12 protein-coding genes and 5 pseudogenes are annotated in these 14583 nt (G+C 60.4%); 8 read left to right on the top strand and 9 right to left on the bottom strand.

From position 1 onward, the window contains the following. Positions 1–239: 239 nt before the first annotated feature. Positions 240–842, bottom strand: coding sequence for a DUF1326 domain-containing protein (locus F6X40_RS30795; RefSeq protein ID WP_184071866.1), 603 nt, complete (start codon positions 840–842; stop codon positions 240–242). Between the two features lie 241 nt (positions 843–1083). Further along, positions 1084–1365, bottom strand: a complete 282-nt coding sequence (locus F6X40_RS30790) for a CopD family protein (protein ID WP_167368795.1) — start codon at positions 1363–1365, stop codon at positions 1084–1086. Positions 1366–1858: 493 nt separating this feature from the next. Here F6X40_RS30790 and F6X40_RS30785 point away from each other — a divergent pair, with 493 nt between their 5' ends. Beyond that, positions 1859–2134 carry a metal/formaldehyde-sensitive transcriptional repressor gene (locus tag F6X40_RS30785; protein WP_187630424.1) on the top strand — a complete coding sequence of 92 codons (276 nt, stop codon included), beginning with the start codon at positions 1859–1861 and terminating at the stop codon, positions 2132–2134. Positions 2135–2142: 8 nt separating this feature from the next. Next, positions 2143–2688: pseudogene (gene dmeF, locus F6X40_RS30780) on the top strand (CDF family Co(II)/Ni(II) efflux transporter DmeF); the annotation flags it as partial. Between the two features lie 329 nt (positions 2689–3017). Here the strand turns inward: dmeF and F6X40_RS30775 are convergent. The 4 genes and pseudogenes from F6X40_RS30775 to F6X40_RS30760 all read right to left on the bottom strand — a co-directional run bounded on the left by F6X40_RS30775 (position 3018) and on the right by F6X40_RS30760 (position 7604). Further along, the gene (locus F6X40_RS30775; protein ID WP_187630423.1) at positions 3018–3620 is read right to left on the bottom strand and encodes an SCO family protein; all 603 of its coding nucleotides are present in this window, start codon (positions 3618–3620) and stop codon (positions 3018–3020) included. A 440-nt stretch (positions 3621–4060) separates the two neighbouring features. Further along, complete coding sequence (locus F6X40_RS30770; RefSeq protein WP_187630422.1) at positions 4061–6058, bottom strand: PhoX family protein; 1998 nt, start codon at positions 6056–6058, stop codon at positions 4061–4063. Positions 6059–6243: 185 nt separating this feature from the next. Beyond that, a pseudogene (locus F6X40_RS30765) lies at positions 6244–6579 on the bottom strand (hypothetical protein); the annotation flags it as partial. Positions 6580–6674: 95 nt separating this feature from the next. After that, a complete protein-coding gene (locus F6X40_RS30760; RefSeq protein WP_187630421.1) occupies positions 6675–7604 on the bottom strand; it encodes a LysR family transcriptional regulator in 930 nt (309 codons plus the stop codon). Between the two features lie 326 nt (positions 7605–7930). Here F6X40_RS30760 and F6X40_RS30755 point away from each other — a divergent pair, with 326 nt between their 5' ends. From F6X40_RS30755 to F6X40_RS30740, 4 genes and pseudogenes are all read left to right on the top strand, one after another. Further along, positions 7931–8767: a transcriptional regulator gene (locus tag F6X40_RS30755; RefSeq protein WP_316251864.1), complete on the top strand. Its 837-nt coding sequence runs from the start codon at positions 7931–7933 to the stop codon at positions 8765–8767. After that, a pseudogene (locus tag F6X40_RS42730) lies at positions 8728–8967 on the top strand (DDE-type integrase/transposase/recombinase); the annotation flags it as partial. The gene F6X40_RS30755 and the pseudogene F6X40_RS42730, both read left to right, overlap by 40 nt. A gap of 288 nt (positions 8968–9255) precedes the next feature. Further along, a complete protein-coding gene (locus F6X40_RS30745) occupies positions 9256–10368 on the top strand; it encodes a BMP family ABC transporter substrate-binding protein (RefSeq protein ID WP_187630420.1) in 1113 nt (370 codons plus the stop codon). A 26-nt stretch (positions 10369–10394) separates the two neighbouring features. Then, the gene (locus tag F6X40_RS30740) at positions 10395–10931 is read left to right on the top strand and encodes a nucleoside deaminase (protein ID WP_187630419.1); all 537 of its coding nucleotides are present in this window, start codon (positions 10395–10397) and stop codon (positions 10929–10931) included. 350 nt (positions 10932–11281) lie between these two features. Here the strand turns inward: F6X40_RS30740 and F6X40_RS30735 are convergent, their stop codons facing one another. Further along, on the bottom strand, positions 11282–12349 hold the full coding sequence (locus F6X40_RS30735; RefSeq protein ID WP_184044550.1) for a purine-nucleoside phosphorylase: 1068 nt from the start codon (positions 12347–12349) through the stop codon (positions 11282–11284). Between the two features lie 352 nt (positions 12350–12701). Here F6X40_RS30735 and F6X40_RS42725 point away from each other — a divergent pair. Further along, positions 12702–12866, top strand: a pseudogene (locus tag F6X40_RS42725) (DDE-type integrase/transposase/recombinase); the annotation flags it as partial. On the opposite strand, the pseudogene F6X40_RS30725 reads toward F6X40_RS42725, so the two are convergent. Continuing rightward, a pseudogene (locus F6X40_RS30725) lies at positions 12859–13092 on the bottom strand (GntR family transcriptional regulator); the annotation flags it as partial. The pseudogenes F6X40_RS42725 and F6X40_RS30725 overlap by 8 nt on opposite strands. 191 nt (positions 13093–13283) lie before the next feature. Between F6X40_RS30725 and F6X40_RS30720 the strand changes: the two are divergent. Next, positions 13284–13625: a LysR substrate-binding domain-containing protein gene (locus F6X40_RS30720; RefSeq protein WP_311540379.1), complete on the top strand. Its 342-nt coding sequence runs from the start codon at positions 13284–13286 to the stop codon at positions 13623–13625. Positions 13626–13697: 72 nt separating this feature from the next. Here F6X40_RS30720 and F6X40_RS30715 read toward each other — a convergent pair whose 3' ends face one another. Next, positions 13698–14060, bottom strand: coding sequence for a DUF72 domain-containing protein (locus F6X40_RS30715; RefSeq protein ID WP_187630418.1), 363 nt, complete (start codon positions 14058–14060; stop codon positions 13698–13700). Positions 14061–14583 lie beyond the last annotated feature (523 nt).

Here is a 14583-nt window from a genome sequence, read left to right as displayed (position 1 = left end):
TCCGCAACCGAGCGATGGCGGCTGCACCATCAAGATAGCCCTTCGATCGGAGCCAGGTCGAACGGCCGCGACGGGTTGGCGGATTCAACCGGTATGGTTCAGATAGCGTGAATACGGTCCTTCATCCAATCCCCACAGTGCCAGCCAGGCCGAAAGCATCAGCCCGGCTAGCAATGGCGGAAAAAGCCCTGAGCGCGAAGCGGACTTCATCGCGAGGCTCGGTGGCCGTTGGAGGAGAGTCAGGCCTGGAAGTTGAAATGGCCTTGGGTGGCGTTATGACCCGTCAGGTTGAGGTCGACCTTGAGCAGAGGGTTTTTCATCCGGTAAGCGCTCGCTTTGCTGATGATCGCCGGGGAGCATGGTGTCGTCGAGATGGAATTACCGAGAAGCACCGCGGGGGCGCCGCTCGGACTCCAGTACGGCTCGAGTTCCGCATGAATGTCCACGCCAATATCGAGTTTGCCTTTACCGCCCTGAAGGTCGAAGATAATGGGCGCGCGCTCGATCGAGACGATTTTTCCGTACATATGGGCGAAGTCGGCCAGCGGGCCGCCGCGCTCGCCCCGGTAGACGCTGGAGAGCGCCTCAAACTGGACATCGGTGGCCCGGTCATCGATGTACACGGCTACCTGCCAGTTGCCCTGCAGGATATTGCCAGGAATGAAGGTGGCACAGGCCACCGTCAATCCAGAGACCTCAATGTCATCGATCGAGCCCTTGTCGAAGTGGTGGGCGATCGCGGCGCAACAGCTGCCATTGTCGGCATCCTCACCTATGCAGCAAGGGCAAAGTACGTTGCAATTACACACTTCCAGAATACTGCCGTCGAGTTTGTAGCTCACGTTAGCCTCCTTGCGCCTTTACACCCCTCGCGCCGTCACCTCGCCTTCAACGGCTACTGGCATCAAGAATAGACCATTGATGCTGGCCTGAAAGGCGCGGATTCACACTAGAAGGCGCGTTCATTGGCGCGAACTGCCGGCTCTCGATCATTAGTGAGCCTGATCCGCGTTCGTCGAAGCGACGGACTGTCGGGGTTCGGATACCCGGGTGATGCGAGCGATGGCTCTAACGTAACCAGGCCTATTCGCCCGAGGGCGCCGTGTGGCCAAGCACACCGGCGGCCGCCAGTACCGCCAGCATGGCGACGGCTTCGACGGCCAGCAGACGGTCGAAGCCGCGTTGAGCGTCAGGGTAAGCGGGACCGCCATCTGCCGTCGCGGCCTGCGAGCGCGGCAAGTGGATCATCCGGTTGTAGCCGCCCAGCAGCACCGCCAGCGTGACGCACACGAACTTAAACGCGAGCGGGCGTCCATACGGTACGCTGAGTAACGGGGCAGTGAGGTGGGCCGTATCCTGCGTCACGTTATAAATGGGCTCCGTGTGGCAGCAGGCCGAGACTGCCCGGTGCGGACAAAACGACTGAAAGTGACGTTCGCGAACGTCACTTGTTGGCCGGCGGATTCGCGTAGCGTCGCTCGCAGCATCTGAAGCACGCGGCGCATATTCTTATCACACGATGCTGTGTCCGGCCAGAAGCAGCCGATCACGTCAGGACAACGTATGCCTGGTTCTTCCTGGTGACCGGACGCCAACGCGGCACGAGCCAATCGCAATGATCGCGTGCCTGGCGCGTCCCGGTGGGACGGTGACGCCCTATCGCGTATCGTGGATTCGCCCGCACGTGCCGTCCTCGCGCAAACAAAGTCCATCCCTAAAGGCCGCTGCCCGAAAGGCGAAGCCGGGTCTAATGCAGTCAAATTCTTTCAATTCGCCTTCGTTCACCGGGGAGAACTAGCATACCCCTCCACCCTATCTGGCATACATATACTCTCCTGCGATATATCGGAGGTCATTCATGAGCCACACCATTCGTGAGAAACAGAAGCTTCTCAACCGGGTCCGCCGCATCAAGGGGCAAGTGGAAGCCATCGAGCGGGCGCTTGAGGAAGAGCGTGGATGCATCGACGTCCTGCAGCAGATAACCAGTTGGCGCGGCGCGATGAATGGCCTGCTGGCGGTAGTGCTCGAGGAGCATATCCGCACGCATCTCGTCGATGCCGAAACCCACAAAGAGCCGGCCGGCAGCGCGACTGACCAGCTCATCGAAGTCGTTCACAGCTATTTCAAGTAGAGCAGCACATGAGTGATTTCAAAGACTCGGCGTTCGGCGCAGGACACGACCACATCTTTCTGGGCGCGGCTCACGAGCAGAACGAGCGCAGGACCTGGGCGGTCATTGCGCTGTGCAGCGCGATGACGCTGATTGAAATCATCGGCGGCAATATGTTTGGCTCACTGGCGCTTGTTGCAGACGGTCTGCACATGTCGACGCACGCTGGAGCAATGCTGATTGCAGCCCTCGCGTACATATACGCGCGTAAGCATGCTGCCGACCCCCGCTTCGTTTTCGGTACTGGCAAGCTTGGCGGTCTCGCGGGCTTCACGAGTGCCATCGTGCTTGCCATGATCGCAGTGCTGATTGGGTACGAGGCTGTGTCGCGCTTTCTGTCGCCAGTATCGATTCATTTCGGCGAAGCGATTCCCATCGCGGTGGTAGGCCTGTTGGTCAACCTGGCGAGCGCGTGGCTGCTCGGCGACCATCACGGGCATGGTTACGAAGACGAGGCGCAGAAGATCTTCGCTCCGTCCGGTGTGTTTGCCGTTTCCATCTTCGAAGATGGCATCATGCGGTGCTCCAGCGCTTTAAGGGGTTGTCCCATGTCACGGTCGAGGTCCAGCCTGCTCAAGCGGTGGCGTGATCCACGATGCTACTGGCGCCACACACTTGTATGCCGGGAAACCTTGCGTTGAGCGTGCATAGGGATTCTGGTCGTAGCCGGTTATTGACCAGCTGAACGCGGTGGTATGCGTGGAACTTCGGGCGGCGACAACAAGCGCTCCTCCGGGCGAATCTGGCCGGAATCTCCGACGTACGTCCGACTCTATCTGTTGAAAACACCGTGGGTGCGCGGGCTCGTTCGCGGCCTCTTCCGCACCGTCGCGGGCGCCTGTCGTCAGGCCTCGTCGGCCAATTGACGCAGATCGTGCACAAATGCGTCGACCGGATCGTCGTCCGCACCGATCAGGCGCGCGTGTCCTTTCGCATCGAATATGTAGATCGCCGAGCTATGGGTTACCTCGTATCCACCGTTCGCGCGGGGCTTGTCAGCCTGGTACGCGACGCGATAGCGTTGCGCGAGCGCCTTGATCGCGCTGTCGGAACCGGTCAGGCCGACGTCGTGCTTTGCGTCAAACGCATCGACATACGCATGCATCACTGCGGGCGTGTCCCGCGCCGGGTCGACACTCACGAACAGGACCTTCACATGCTGTGCGGCGCCGCCCAGTTGATGCGTCACTTGGGCCAGTTTGGCCAGCGTCTCCGGGCATACGTCCGGGCAATGCGTATAGCCGAAGTAGACGAGTGTGACATCACCTGCCAGGTTCGCCTGGCTAATCTGCTTGCCGGCGTCGGAGGTCAGCGCGAAATCCAGATCGGGCAAATGCCCCTGGACGTCCGTGAGCTTCCACGGCTCTTCATGGTGGCAGGCGGCAAGTGAAACAGAGAGCGTTGCGCCGACAACGAGACGCACACAGCGATCAAAGAATGGGGGCATGGATTGGTGCGGCATTGCCGTCGCAAAGATCAGGATCGAGAAGTACAGTCTATTGCGGAGAGCTTTCATTCGTCTGCCCGCGTAGTGCCTCATCCGCTTTACAACTCTCAACGACAAGGCTCCATTCGAGGGCCGTTGCGCCACAGGCCGCGTCACCCGAGCGCGCCAAAATATCGCGCGTAAGGCGGGAAGCGAAGAGCCAGCCGACCGCAATCCGCCCCGTAGTCGCTGACTATCACCACGCAGTTGCCTGAATGCAGGTGTATGTCACAGTTCGAAGAGTGTCTTGCGAACACACAACCTTGCCTCCCGGCTCCAATAAAAAACCCCCTCCAGAGAGGGGGCGATGAACCGCTCGCGAACCGTGCTTTTCGTATCGGATCAACGCGCCATCAATTTCCCCACAATGAGACTTGCGAGGATCTCTGCGAGCCTTGCCGTCACACCAGCTTGATCGATGTCGGGTCTGCTGTCAGATAGCCGACCGATGCGCCGAAGCGATCCCTGTAATTCGCGCGCACAAGCGGATCGAGCGTGTCCCTGAGCGCCTGCGTATGCTGGCTGCCCCAGTCGCCGGCATGCTGGAAGTTGCTCATGATGTAGGTCCAGCCGTTGAGTTCGTCGACCGCATGCAGACCGGTCGATTCGGCGCCGGCGGGTGTCGACAGCAGACGCGTGAGCTGCTTCGTGTCGACGTTGTACGCCCACAGGAAATTGTTCACGTGGTAGCCGCTGTCCTCGCCGATAAAGAGCGTGCGCAGCTTCTCCGAGAATTTCAGGTTGTCCGGGTTGGCGACCAACTCCGGGTCGGCCTTGTTGCCGAGCGCGTCGGCGGCGATGTCCTTGCCGACCAGCAGCGCGCTGGTGTGCACCGGCACCCACTCGCTGTTGATCGCGGCACCCTGGTTATCCTTCTGGCCGCCCGCGAGCTTGTGCTGAAGCACGCCGCCGGCGTTGATCGCGGCGTCGACGGAAATGTTGCTCTCCGCGTTCCAGCCCTTCGCGTTGCCCTTCACCATCGAGTCGACGATGTTCTGCAAAGCGGAGTACGCGATCTTGTCCTTGATGTTGACCGTCGTCCCTTCCATCTTCGTGAAGCCCATGCTGCCGCCCGCCAGGTAAGCGTAGCGATGGGTTTCGAGGAAAGCCGCAACCTTCTCCTTGCCCGGCATGATCCTGACCCACTGCGCGGTGCCGCCGGCGAAGATCTTCCGGTAGTTAGCGTCGGCAGGATCGGTCCACTTGACGTCGATGACGTCCTGCGGCCGATTCGACTTCGCCATGGCCTCGACTTCCGCGCTCGTCGCGTGACCCAACCTGATCCACGTCAGGTCCGCGCCCGCCGCGGCCGGATCGACCGAGAAGCCCGCGCCCACTTTCGCCACATACAACGTGCCGGCCGACAGGTCCTTCTCGTTGTCCGCCACGAACATGAAGAGGCCGCTGTTGGTCGCGTCGTCGCCCATCAGGACCGTGCGGTTGTCCGGCATCACCTGCACCAGTTCGTGCGAAATGCGCCCGAGGCAATAGTGCTTTCTGACCGAGCCGGTGCCATCCGCCTTGACCGTGATTTCCGGCAGATGACCATAGAGATACGGGTTGAAAGCAATGTTCGTGTTGCCGTACAGGTTATCGTTGAACGCCTTGTACTGCGCCAGATTGCTCGAGCTGGCCGTGAACGCATCCGGCTCGTATTCCTCGCTCGACAGATGCGTGTTCCACGGCGACAGGCTCGCGCCGCAGGTGATCCACAGTCCATTCGCGGGCGACGTGTCGACGTTGTGATACTTGACGAGCGTCAACTTGCCGGTGGCCGGATCCTGATCCAGCGTCAGCACCGCGATCGGCGACGGGAGGCGGCCATACATGTCACTGCCGGACTGCGAGCGCGTCGTGTATTCGAACTGGACCACAGCGAACACCGTGTTGCCCTTTACGCCGGCGACCTTCGCGCCATCGATCTTCAGCAGCGACGTACCGTCCGGCGAGTCCGAAAAGAACTGGCGCCGTTGCGCGGGCACCGAATCGTCGTCGATCGGCTGGTTGTTGATGTCGAAGTACCCGCCTGCCAGCACGGTGCCGCCGTTGCCGTCCGGGACCAGATCGCCGGTCATGAAGAACGGCTGGTACGCGAGTTTGTAAGCCTTTTGGGAGCCGTCGGAATACGAAACCGTCAGGCCTGAGCCGACCGTGGTGGTTGCCATCAGCGACGGGTTGGCGAGCGACGGCGCCGGCATGCTGGTGAAAGACGCCGAAGTGAAGTTCGCGACCGGGGTGGCAGGCGTAGCAGGCGTGGCGGAATTGGCCGACGGAGTCGCCAGATCGCCGCCGCAAGCGGTCAGCATCGACGCCGTGGCGATGCCGCCTAGCGGCAGCATCGGCGCACCGGCAAGTAGTTTAAGGGCCTTGCGGCGGGAAATGTCGAACGGCTCTGCCATGTTGTCGTGATCCAGGGTTCGGGTAGCGTGGGTGAATGCACAGCCGGCACGCAGTCAGCCCCAAACCACATGGTTCACGCTCGCGCCGCTATGACGCGAGGATTCTATGAAGTTAATATGAAAGTATCTTGACAGGCTTTAGTAATTTTTGAGTCAGCCTGGTCAGCCGGCCTGCCCCGCCTCCAGCCCGGGCGGCGAAATTCGTTTTCGACCCAGGCCACGGCGCTCGCCTTGCTGAGCTTGAAGCTGGGCGCGACCTGCACTTGCGCCAACTGCTCGCCGAAGGTGTCGAGCGCGGTCAGCAGCGCGTACGGTTCGATGTCGTCCGCAACGATGTCCAGCGTGATGTCGAGTTCGTCGTTACCATCCGCGCTCGCCACCCGCACTTCTTTATGGAGTTGCGCACGCAGTTGCTGCTCATGGCGGCGCAGGACTTCTGAGGCGGTCTTCACCAGCGTGTTGAACGCCGACGTGTCGAGGGGTTTCGGATCCTTCTTGTTGCGGCCCATCGTCCACGGCCCACAAGGGACAGTTGGATTTCTCCGTAACGGACGTTCAAGCGACTGGAAACGTTAAACCTCGCAAATAGCCAGGCACGGGCTGTAGTCGATCCGGGCTAAGCTTGACGCGCCCACGCAGTCTGATGCTGAGTCGCCCCGTTGCCTCCAATCTCGCCCATCAGATAATCGATGAACGACGCTATTCGCGAAGAAACGGCTGTATTGCGGTAATAGACAGCATGGATTGGCTGACGGACGTCCTTGGTCTGACGGGCGAGGATCTGCACGAGACGCCCTGTTTCGCGGTCCCGGTCGGTCATGAAATCCGACAGGCAGACAACGCCCACGCCTTCGAGCGCCAGTTGACGAAGCGTCTCGCCGCTCGATGAACTTGCCACCGGCTCGATTCGGTACGGCTCACCGTCGGCACCGAGCAACGGCCAGACATTGAGCGACTCCGGTTGTGTAAAGCCCAGCAGTACGTGCTTGCCAAGGTCAGCGACCTCGCGCGGATGTCCGTGCGCCTCAAGATAGTCGGGACTCGCAAGAACACGCATGCGGCTACTGCCAACAAGCCGGCTATGCAGCGTCGAATCCTTGAGCCGGCCAATTCGAATAGCGACATCGGTGCGGCTCTCGAGTAGATCGATGATGCCGTCGTTCGTGTTCAGCTCCAGGTGAACGTGCGGATAGCGCACGCGGTAGCCTTGCACAAGCGGTGCGATCACGTGCAGCATGAAAGGCGACGCTGCATTGATCCGCAGGAGCCCCGATGGGTTTTCCCGCCGCGCGACCATCTGTTCCTCCGCGCTTTCCACGCAATCGATGATGGCGCGCGCGTGTTGAAGGAACGCGCGCCCTTCCTCGGTCAGCTCCATCCTGCGCGTGGTCCGGCGCATCAAAGTCGTTTTCAGCTTTTCCTCGAGGCGCCCCAGCGTCCGGCTGGCCGCCGACACTGTCAGGTCGAGATGTTGGGCAGCTGCCGTCATCGAGCCGGTATCGACCACGGCCATGAAAGTCGCCAATTCGTCGAGGGTGATATTCATTCTTGATGTTCTTTCAAAAGAATTTTGTTTATAGACCGGTTTGTGAACAAAAGTAAAGCTGGCAGACTCGGTCCGTCAGAATCCTCAATTCCTTCGCGAGGGAATGCAGCCGCCGGAGGGCGCAGGCGCGCTGTCGAGTCTGGTGAGACAAAACTTTCTCCAATGTCACGGAGATTTGATAAATCAAACAGGCTGTTTCTGGAGACATACGACCCGACGTTCAGGCTTGCGCAGACCAGGCGGGCAACTACTCTGCTTAGCCGGAATGCGACTGACATCGGCATAAAGCCGGCGCGCAACTCCCCTCGATCAATGCGAGCACAAACATGACGGTTACCGAGCGACCCGCGAATTGCGGCACCAGCATGATCGACCTGGGCCGGTTTCAGATCGATTTGGAGATGCGGACGCTGCACCAAAGCGGCACGCTCGTACCTGTCGGATCTCGCGCCTTCGATATTCTTGCCGTGCTCGTGTCGGCCGCTGGACGACTCGTTACGAAAGACGAATTGTTGGATAGTGTCTGGCCGAAAACCGTCGTCGAAGAAAACAATATCCAGGTCCATCTGTCCGCGTTACGCAAAATACTTGGTGAGGATCGCAACCTGATTGTCACGATCCCTGGTCGCGGGTATCAGTTGCGACAACGACCTGTTGAGAGCCGGGCTCCTGCGGTCGAGTCCCGACCCTTCAGACGTAGCCTGCCGCTACGCGAAACCCGGCTCACAGGCCGCGACGCAGCCGTTCGGCAGATCAGCACGTTGATCCAAACTACGCAGGTATTGAGGCTCACGGGAGCCGGCGGTATAGGGAAGACGAGCCTGGCTATAGCGGTAGCACGGCAGGCATCGAACGATTCTTCCCGCGCTGTGTGTTTTGTCGAACTTGCCACGGCAACAACCGAAGATGCGGTCCTATGCGAGGTCGCCGAAGCATGCGGGCTGTCCACGCTCGATGCTGCAGTCGACATTGCGCAACTGGCTGCGGCGGTTTCCGGCAAACGTCTGCTCCTCGTGCTGGATAACGCCGAGCATGTGATCGACGCCGTCGCGCGGATCGTCGACGCACTCGTAGCGGCAAGCGAAATTCTGCGTGTGATGGTAACGAGTCGTGAACCGCTTCGCCTGATGCAAGATCATGGCGTGCCGACGAGACTTACCTGAAAATCCGCGGCAAATGGGTCTATCTTTATCGGGCGGTGGATCGGGCGGGTCAGACGGTTGACTTCCTGCTCAGGGCCAAACGTGACGTGAAGGCGGCCAAAGCCTTTTTCAGCGAGGCAACCAAACATCAGGGCAAGCCGCCAAAGACCATCACGCTCGATGGCTATGCCGCCTCACACCGTGCTGTGCGGGAGATGAAGGCCGATAAGAAATCTTTTCTATAGGAACCATCTCTTCAAGACCGTCTATTTGCACCAGAACCCTCGCCATACCGCGGCGTAGTGCCCCTGCTTTGGCGCGGTCTCCTATTCGAACTCCGCGATCCGCAGGCCAATTTCCCAATGGCTTCATATCCATTCCGTTATACAACACATAACGAATCAATATTTCGGCCTTGATATTGACTCACCATCATCGCTGACGCGACGCAGCCAGTCGTCTGGACGACTGGCGTCGTCTCCTTCCAGTTCCCCATCTTCGGAGACTCCATGAGAACAAACTTCGCTCGCGCGGTGGTGCGCTCACTGCGCCCTGCGGTTACGCTTTTAGCCGCGCTTGGCATCTATGTCGCGTTGAGCCCCACTGCCACCGCCGCGGTGCCGATGGGCGTCGCGTTCGTCTACCTCGGCAACCCCGGTGACGCTGGCTGGACCTACGCACACGAACAGGGTGTGAAGGCGATCGAAGCGAGGTTCGGTGACAAGATCAAGGTCACGCGCGTCGAGAACGTACCCGAATCCGCTGACTCGGAGCGCGTGTTTCGCGACCTCGCGAACAAGGGCAACAAGATTATCGTGGGCTCGAGCTTCGGATTCCAGGACTTCGAACTGAAGACTGCAAAGGATTATCCCGACGTCGTCTTCGAGCATGCGACCGGATACAAGAAGGCCACGAACTTTGCGACCTATGACGTGCGCACGTACCAGAGCGCCTATCTGGCTGGGCTCGTCGCCGGCTATACGACGAAGACGAATACGCTCGGCTTCGTCGCCTCGGTGCCGGTCCCGGAGGTGGTGCGCAACATTAACGCTTTCACAATGGGTGCGCGTTCGATCAATCCGAATGCGAAGGTAAAGGTCCTATGGATCAATAGCTGGTTCGATCCAGGCAAGGAGAAACAGGCGGCCGAAACGCTGATTGGCCAGGGAGCCGACGTGCTGATCCAGAACACCGATTCGACGGCGACAATGCAGACTGCCGAGCAGAGGAAAGTGCACGCGTTCGGTTGGGACTCGGACATGAAGAAGTTCGGCCCGAATGCCCAACTGGGTGCATGCGTGAGCTACTGGGGCGTCTACTACTCTCACCTGATCGAACAGGTGCAATCCGGCACGTGGACCAACGCGCCGACGTGGTGGGGTCTCAAGGAAAAAGCAATCGACCTCGCTGACATCAACACTGCAGCCGTATCGCCTGCCGCGCAAAAGGCGCTGGCGCAAAAGCGCGACGACATTATCGCGGGCAGATTCGATCCGTTCTCCGGACCGATCAGGGATCAGAATGGCGCGATCAAGGTGGCAGCCGGCACGTCGCTGCCCGACGCCGAGTTGCTGCGGCTCAACTGGTTCGTGCAGGGGGTCGAGGGCACGTTGCCGAAGTAACTCAGCCAACGTGGAGGAGACACACTTTGAGCCTTGTCATTTCCCCGAAACAGAACGCGTCGGCGTTCCCTGAGCAGGGGCTCGCGCCGACACGCGAGCAGATCGTCCGCCATCTGCGTCATGCAAGCGTCATCGCAGAACGTGCGATGCTGTTGGGCCGTCACCCGTTTGGCGCCATACTCGTCGGGCCCGATCAGGAGTCGGTTCTAATAGAACAGGGCAATGTCGATTCCGTCAATCATGCGGAAGCGGTGCTCGCGCGTATCGCCGCGCTCAACTTTACGCCGCAATTCTTGTGGGGTTGCACGCTCTATACGACGGTTGAGCCATGTTGCATGTGCGCAGGCACGGCATATTGGGCCAACATTGGGCGGGTGGTTTTTGCAATGACGGAAGAGCGCCTGCTGCGAGCCACGGGCAATCATGCAGAGAATCCCACGATGAGTGTGTCGTCGCGGTATGTCTTCGACCATTGCCAGAAGCGCATTGAACTGGTTGGGCCCGTGGCCGAGGTCGAGGAACAAGTGATGCAGGTGCAGCGCAGGTTCTGGGGACGCCGATGAGCATGGCGCATCGCGGCCTTATGTTCGCATCATGCCGCGCGCGGAGCCGCCACCGCCCGCGCAGCGGCCGCCGCAGCCAGCGCGCCCGCAGGACTCAGTTCGGGCCTTGCGCAGTTGCGGCCGTTCGCCGGATCAGACCACCCGAACGTACCTCCACGCTGAGGTAGGAGCACAAATGCTGAGATGGCGCGGTCAGATCCCGTGAGGCCGCATGCCGGTGCTCCGAGCACACCACCGGTCTGCGTTGGCGTAGGCGCGGCCACCGCTCGCGCCGCGGCAACTGACGACAACGGTGGACACGATCGCTGTGCAGACCGGCACGCGGTACCCTCCACCACGCCGCAAACGCGCTACCGCTGCGGTACGCCGTCGCGCCACTCGCCCCAATGCGTGACGATGTCCTGCACGAGCGGATTGCCCGTGAGGAACAGATTGTCGATCGCGATCGTAAAGCCGCCCTGCGACGAGTAGTTGAGCAGATTGTCCGCACTCGACTGGCCCGCGTACGGCCGGTCGAAGTCCGAGCCAGCGCGCAGCACCGCGACACGGTTCAGGTCAACGCGATGCACGGTCGCCGCGCGCGTCAGCGCCTCGAAGGTGGCGTTGTCTTCCTGCTGCGTCGTGCAATAGGTGCCCTTGCCGTCGGTCAGGATCTTCGTCCATTGCCGCGCGCGCTCGCCGAGATCGGTGCCCGACCACCAGGTATCGCCCGCCAGCGTGTCGCACTGGATCACGGTCGGCGGACGGTTCGCGGGCGCATAGTTGTATTTGGCGCGGGCAGCCTGCGCCTGTGCGTCGTCGGTCAGCGTCACGTTGCGCGACAGCGCGAATGCCGCGTTCGAAAGCGCCGGATTGAGTTGGAACACTTCGGTGCGATAGTCGAGCGGCGGCTTCTGCGTCGGGCCCGTCGTGTTGATGCCGAGATAGCCGGTATTCCAGCCCGGCGGAATTTCGCGTCCGTCGATTTCCCATTGAATCCCGAAGTCGACGAGCCAGTTCGCCCACGCAGCGGAACCGACGGTGCCCTGAAGCGGATCAATACCAGCGATGCCCGCCACCATGAAGTACGTATGACGCAAGTCGAAACGCGGCGAGAACGTCAGCGCCATGATCGACGCGGCGGCATTCGCGTGCCCCATGCCCGTCGTCATCACGCAGACCTCCTTGCGATTGCAGTGTACGGCAGGGTAGTCAGGAGACAGGCCCGCGACGGTGATGTCCTGCCACGGGCCGAGATGATCGAGCCACACCTGGCCTTCCGGACCGAACATCGAAATGATCATCACCTTGACCGGCCGGCCATGCGACGCGCCGTCGTCCTGCGCGAAGCTGTCGTCGGCATGCGCGATGGCCGGTGCAACTGCCGCGCCTGCCACGAGCAACGATGAAATCGCTGCACCAAAAGCACGATTTAGCATAAGAGGTCCCACCTGATATGTAAGAACTGCGGTTGCGAAACGTGAGTCGCGTGCCGTGTTGTCGACTGACGTCGTGGTTTTTTGTCGGCGTGCAGCGTGGGACCTGGGCGTGAGCCGTTCAGGTGACAGTGAGTATAAGCAGAGAAAAATCTGTATTGCCAGGCGGCGGCGAATGTTGATGCGGACGAAACGGCAACGGCGGACACAATGTACAGCGACTGGTTCTGGCGCAAATAGTGAAGGTGAATCGATTAAAGTGTTGGCAACCAAACATCAGGGCAAGCCGCCAAAGACCATTACGCTCGATGGCTATGCCGCCTCACACCGTGCTGTGCGGGAGATGAGGGCCGACGTCGAGCAGGACCACCGCAACATCAAGTCCCGGACGAATGTCATGCTCGGCTTCAACCGTTTCAGGAACGCCGCGATCACTCTGGCAGGCATTGAGTTGACGCATCGCATTCGCAAAGGCCAATTCAACCTGGCGAAGCTCGGCCTCAAAGATACCGCCGCGTGAGCACACGTTGTGCGCTCAACTCGCGCAACACGCGCGAAACGGTCATGCGTGCGACTCCGGACTCCTTGACCAACTCGGTTTCCGAAGGGATTGCGTCTCCAGGCTTCCAGGTGCCATCGGCTATGCGCTCGATTGCATAGCGCTTTATCTGTTCGTATGCTGGCGCAAGCTTGCGCTGCAGCTTCAACCGCTTCGCCTCTCCACCCGCCCGCGCCGCCTCAGTCATGACTGTCCTGGTTGCACCGTGAACGATTTGCGCGGCGCCGCGCGACGCCAGCCTCAAGTACCGACCGCCCCGGTAGCGAGCCAATCGCGGTTTCATCTTGTCTAGACAAGATGCGGGAAGTCGAATTTTGGCGCAAGCGCAATTTCTGAAAATGTCGCCGATTCAGGGTATCCACCAGGTCAGGGTCTCGGATCTGGCGCTTTACCCCGCCTGGCGGCGAACGCACAGTGGCAGTCACGGGTAATCGCATCAGCGACGATGCCGATGCAGTTCGTCGCTGGGCGATAGCCGGGGAAGGCCTTGTCTACAAGTCGCGACTGGACCTCATCGACGATCTGAAGGCAGGTCGACTGGTGGAGTTGTTTCCGCCGGCGTATTGCGAGCCTTCGCCGCTGCACTTGATTTGTGCTCACCGTGCGCAACTGACACCGACGATCAGCGCGTTGAATGCCTTCCTGCGCGAGCGCTGCTCTGCATTGCTGGCCAGCTACCCCTCGGGAGGCTCCCGCCACCGACAGCAATCCGCCAGGTGAACAGCCGTTGGAATGACGACTTTGTGTGTTGCGCGAACGGCAACTCCCGGCCGAACTGCGCCTTCCGAGCCCCTACCGTTCGGCGTTGAGCAGCCGCATCATCATTCCCACGTTGCGCCGAGCGACATCCCGATAGCAGTTATTGAACAAGACATGCGTGCGCCCGACGTTCTTCGCTACTGCCTCGATTTCCGGCGCGAGCGCGCGCAGATCGTCCTCGGAGTACGCCTGGTTGAACCGGCCGGCGGCCGAGTCTGCGCCGCTCCAAGTCTGCGCGTTGCGGCCATGCAGCCGCACGATCGCGAGCTCCGGCGCATCGACAATGACGTGCGCGATCCCGCGCTGCCTTTCCATTGCGGGCGTCGACTCCCGCTCGTTCTGTTCGGCAAGAGCCTCGGCGCCGAGGGGGTGGAAGCGCCTGTCGACCAGCTGCATCTCGCCGACGACGTTGCGCTCGCGGTCCGCGCGAACGTCGCGGTCATTACGACGCTCTCCGCACGGATCGCCATCGTGGAAAAGCGCCTTCGGGAAAACGTCGCACACACGCGGACTGCGCCCTCTTTACTCCAGTACCCGGCATTGGACAAACGCTTGCCACCGTGATCGTGCTGGAGACGGGCACGCGCCGCCTTCGTGCCGGAAGCCAGTCAGGCCGTAACCAGGTCAGCCCAATCTTTGTCGCGGGATAGAAGTCAAGATCTGGAATGAAAGGAATTGATGGAGCACGCTTAATTCGCACCCTTTGTCTTATAACAGTTTGACGAATTGATTGAATTAAATGTCATTTCACTTATTCTGTTTCCATAGTCGCGCGATGGTCCAAACCAGCAGTCTGAGCTTGCCCGTAAAAAATGGATCCCTTGCTGAGTGTGTAAAACTCACGCGAGGAGGAAGGAAAGATGGGTAATCCGAGAGCACGGTACACGCAGGAATTCATGATAGAAGCCGTGCGCATGGT

This window comes from Paraburkholderia sp. UCT31, from assembly GCF_014397655.1.
Classification (GTDB): Bacteria; Pseudomonadota; Gammaproteobacteria; order Burkholderiales; family Burkholderiaceae; genus Paraburkholderia; species Paraburkholderia tuberum.
This window is presented reverse-complemented; position numbering and strand designations above follow the sequence as displayed.

Bases quoted from the DNA above. Each gene is read 5' to 3' on its own strand.
- F6X40_RS30755 (WP_316251864.1), top strand. From the start codon at position 7,931: ATGACGGTTACCGAGCGACCCGCGAATTGCGGCACCAGCATGATCGAC.
- F6X40_RS30760 (WP_187630421.1), bottom strand. From the start codon at position 7,604: ATGAATATCACCCTCGACGAATTGGCGACTTTCATGGCCGTGGTCGAT.
- F6X40_RS30735 (WP_184044550.1), bottom strand. From the start codon at position 12,349: ATGCTAAATCGTGCTTTTGGTGCAGCGATTTCATCGTTGCTCGTGGCA.
- F6X40_RS30770 (WP_187630422.1), bottom strand. From the start codon at position 6,058: ATGGCAGAGCCGTTCGACATTTCCCGCCGCAAGGCCCTTAAACTACTT.
- F6X40_RS30715 (WP_187630418.1), bottom strand. From the start codon at position 14,060: ATGCAGCTGGTCGACAGGCGCTTCCACCCCCTCGGCGCCGAGGCTCTT.
- F6X40_RS30775 (WP_187630423.1), bottom strand. From the start codon at position 3,620: ATGCCCCCATTCTTTGATCGCTGTGTGCGTCTCGTTGTCGGCGCAACG.
- F6X40_RS30785 (WP_187630424.1), top strand. From the start codon at position 1,859: ATGAGCCACACCATTCGTGAGAAACAGAAGCTTCTCAACCGGGTCCGC.
- F6X40_RS30745 (WP_187630420.1), top strand. From the start codon at position 9,256: ATGAGAACAAACTTCGCTCGCGCGGTGGTGCGCTCACTGCGCCCTGCG.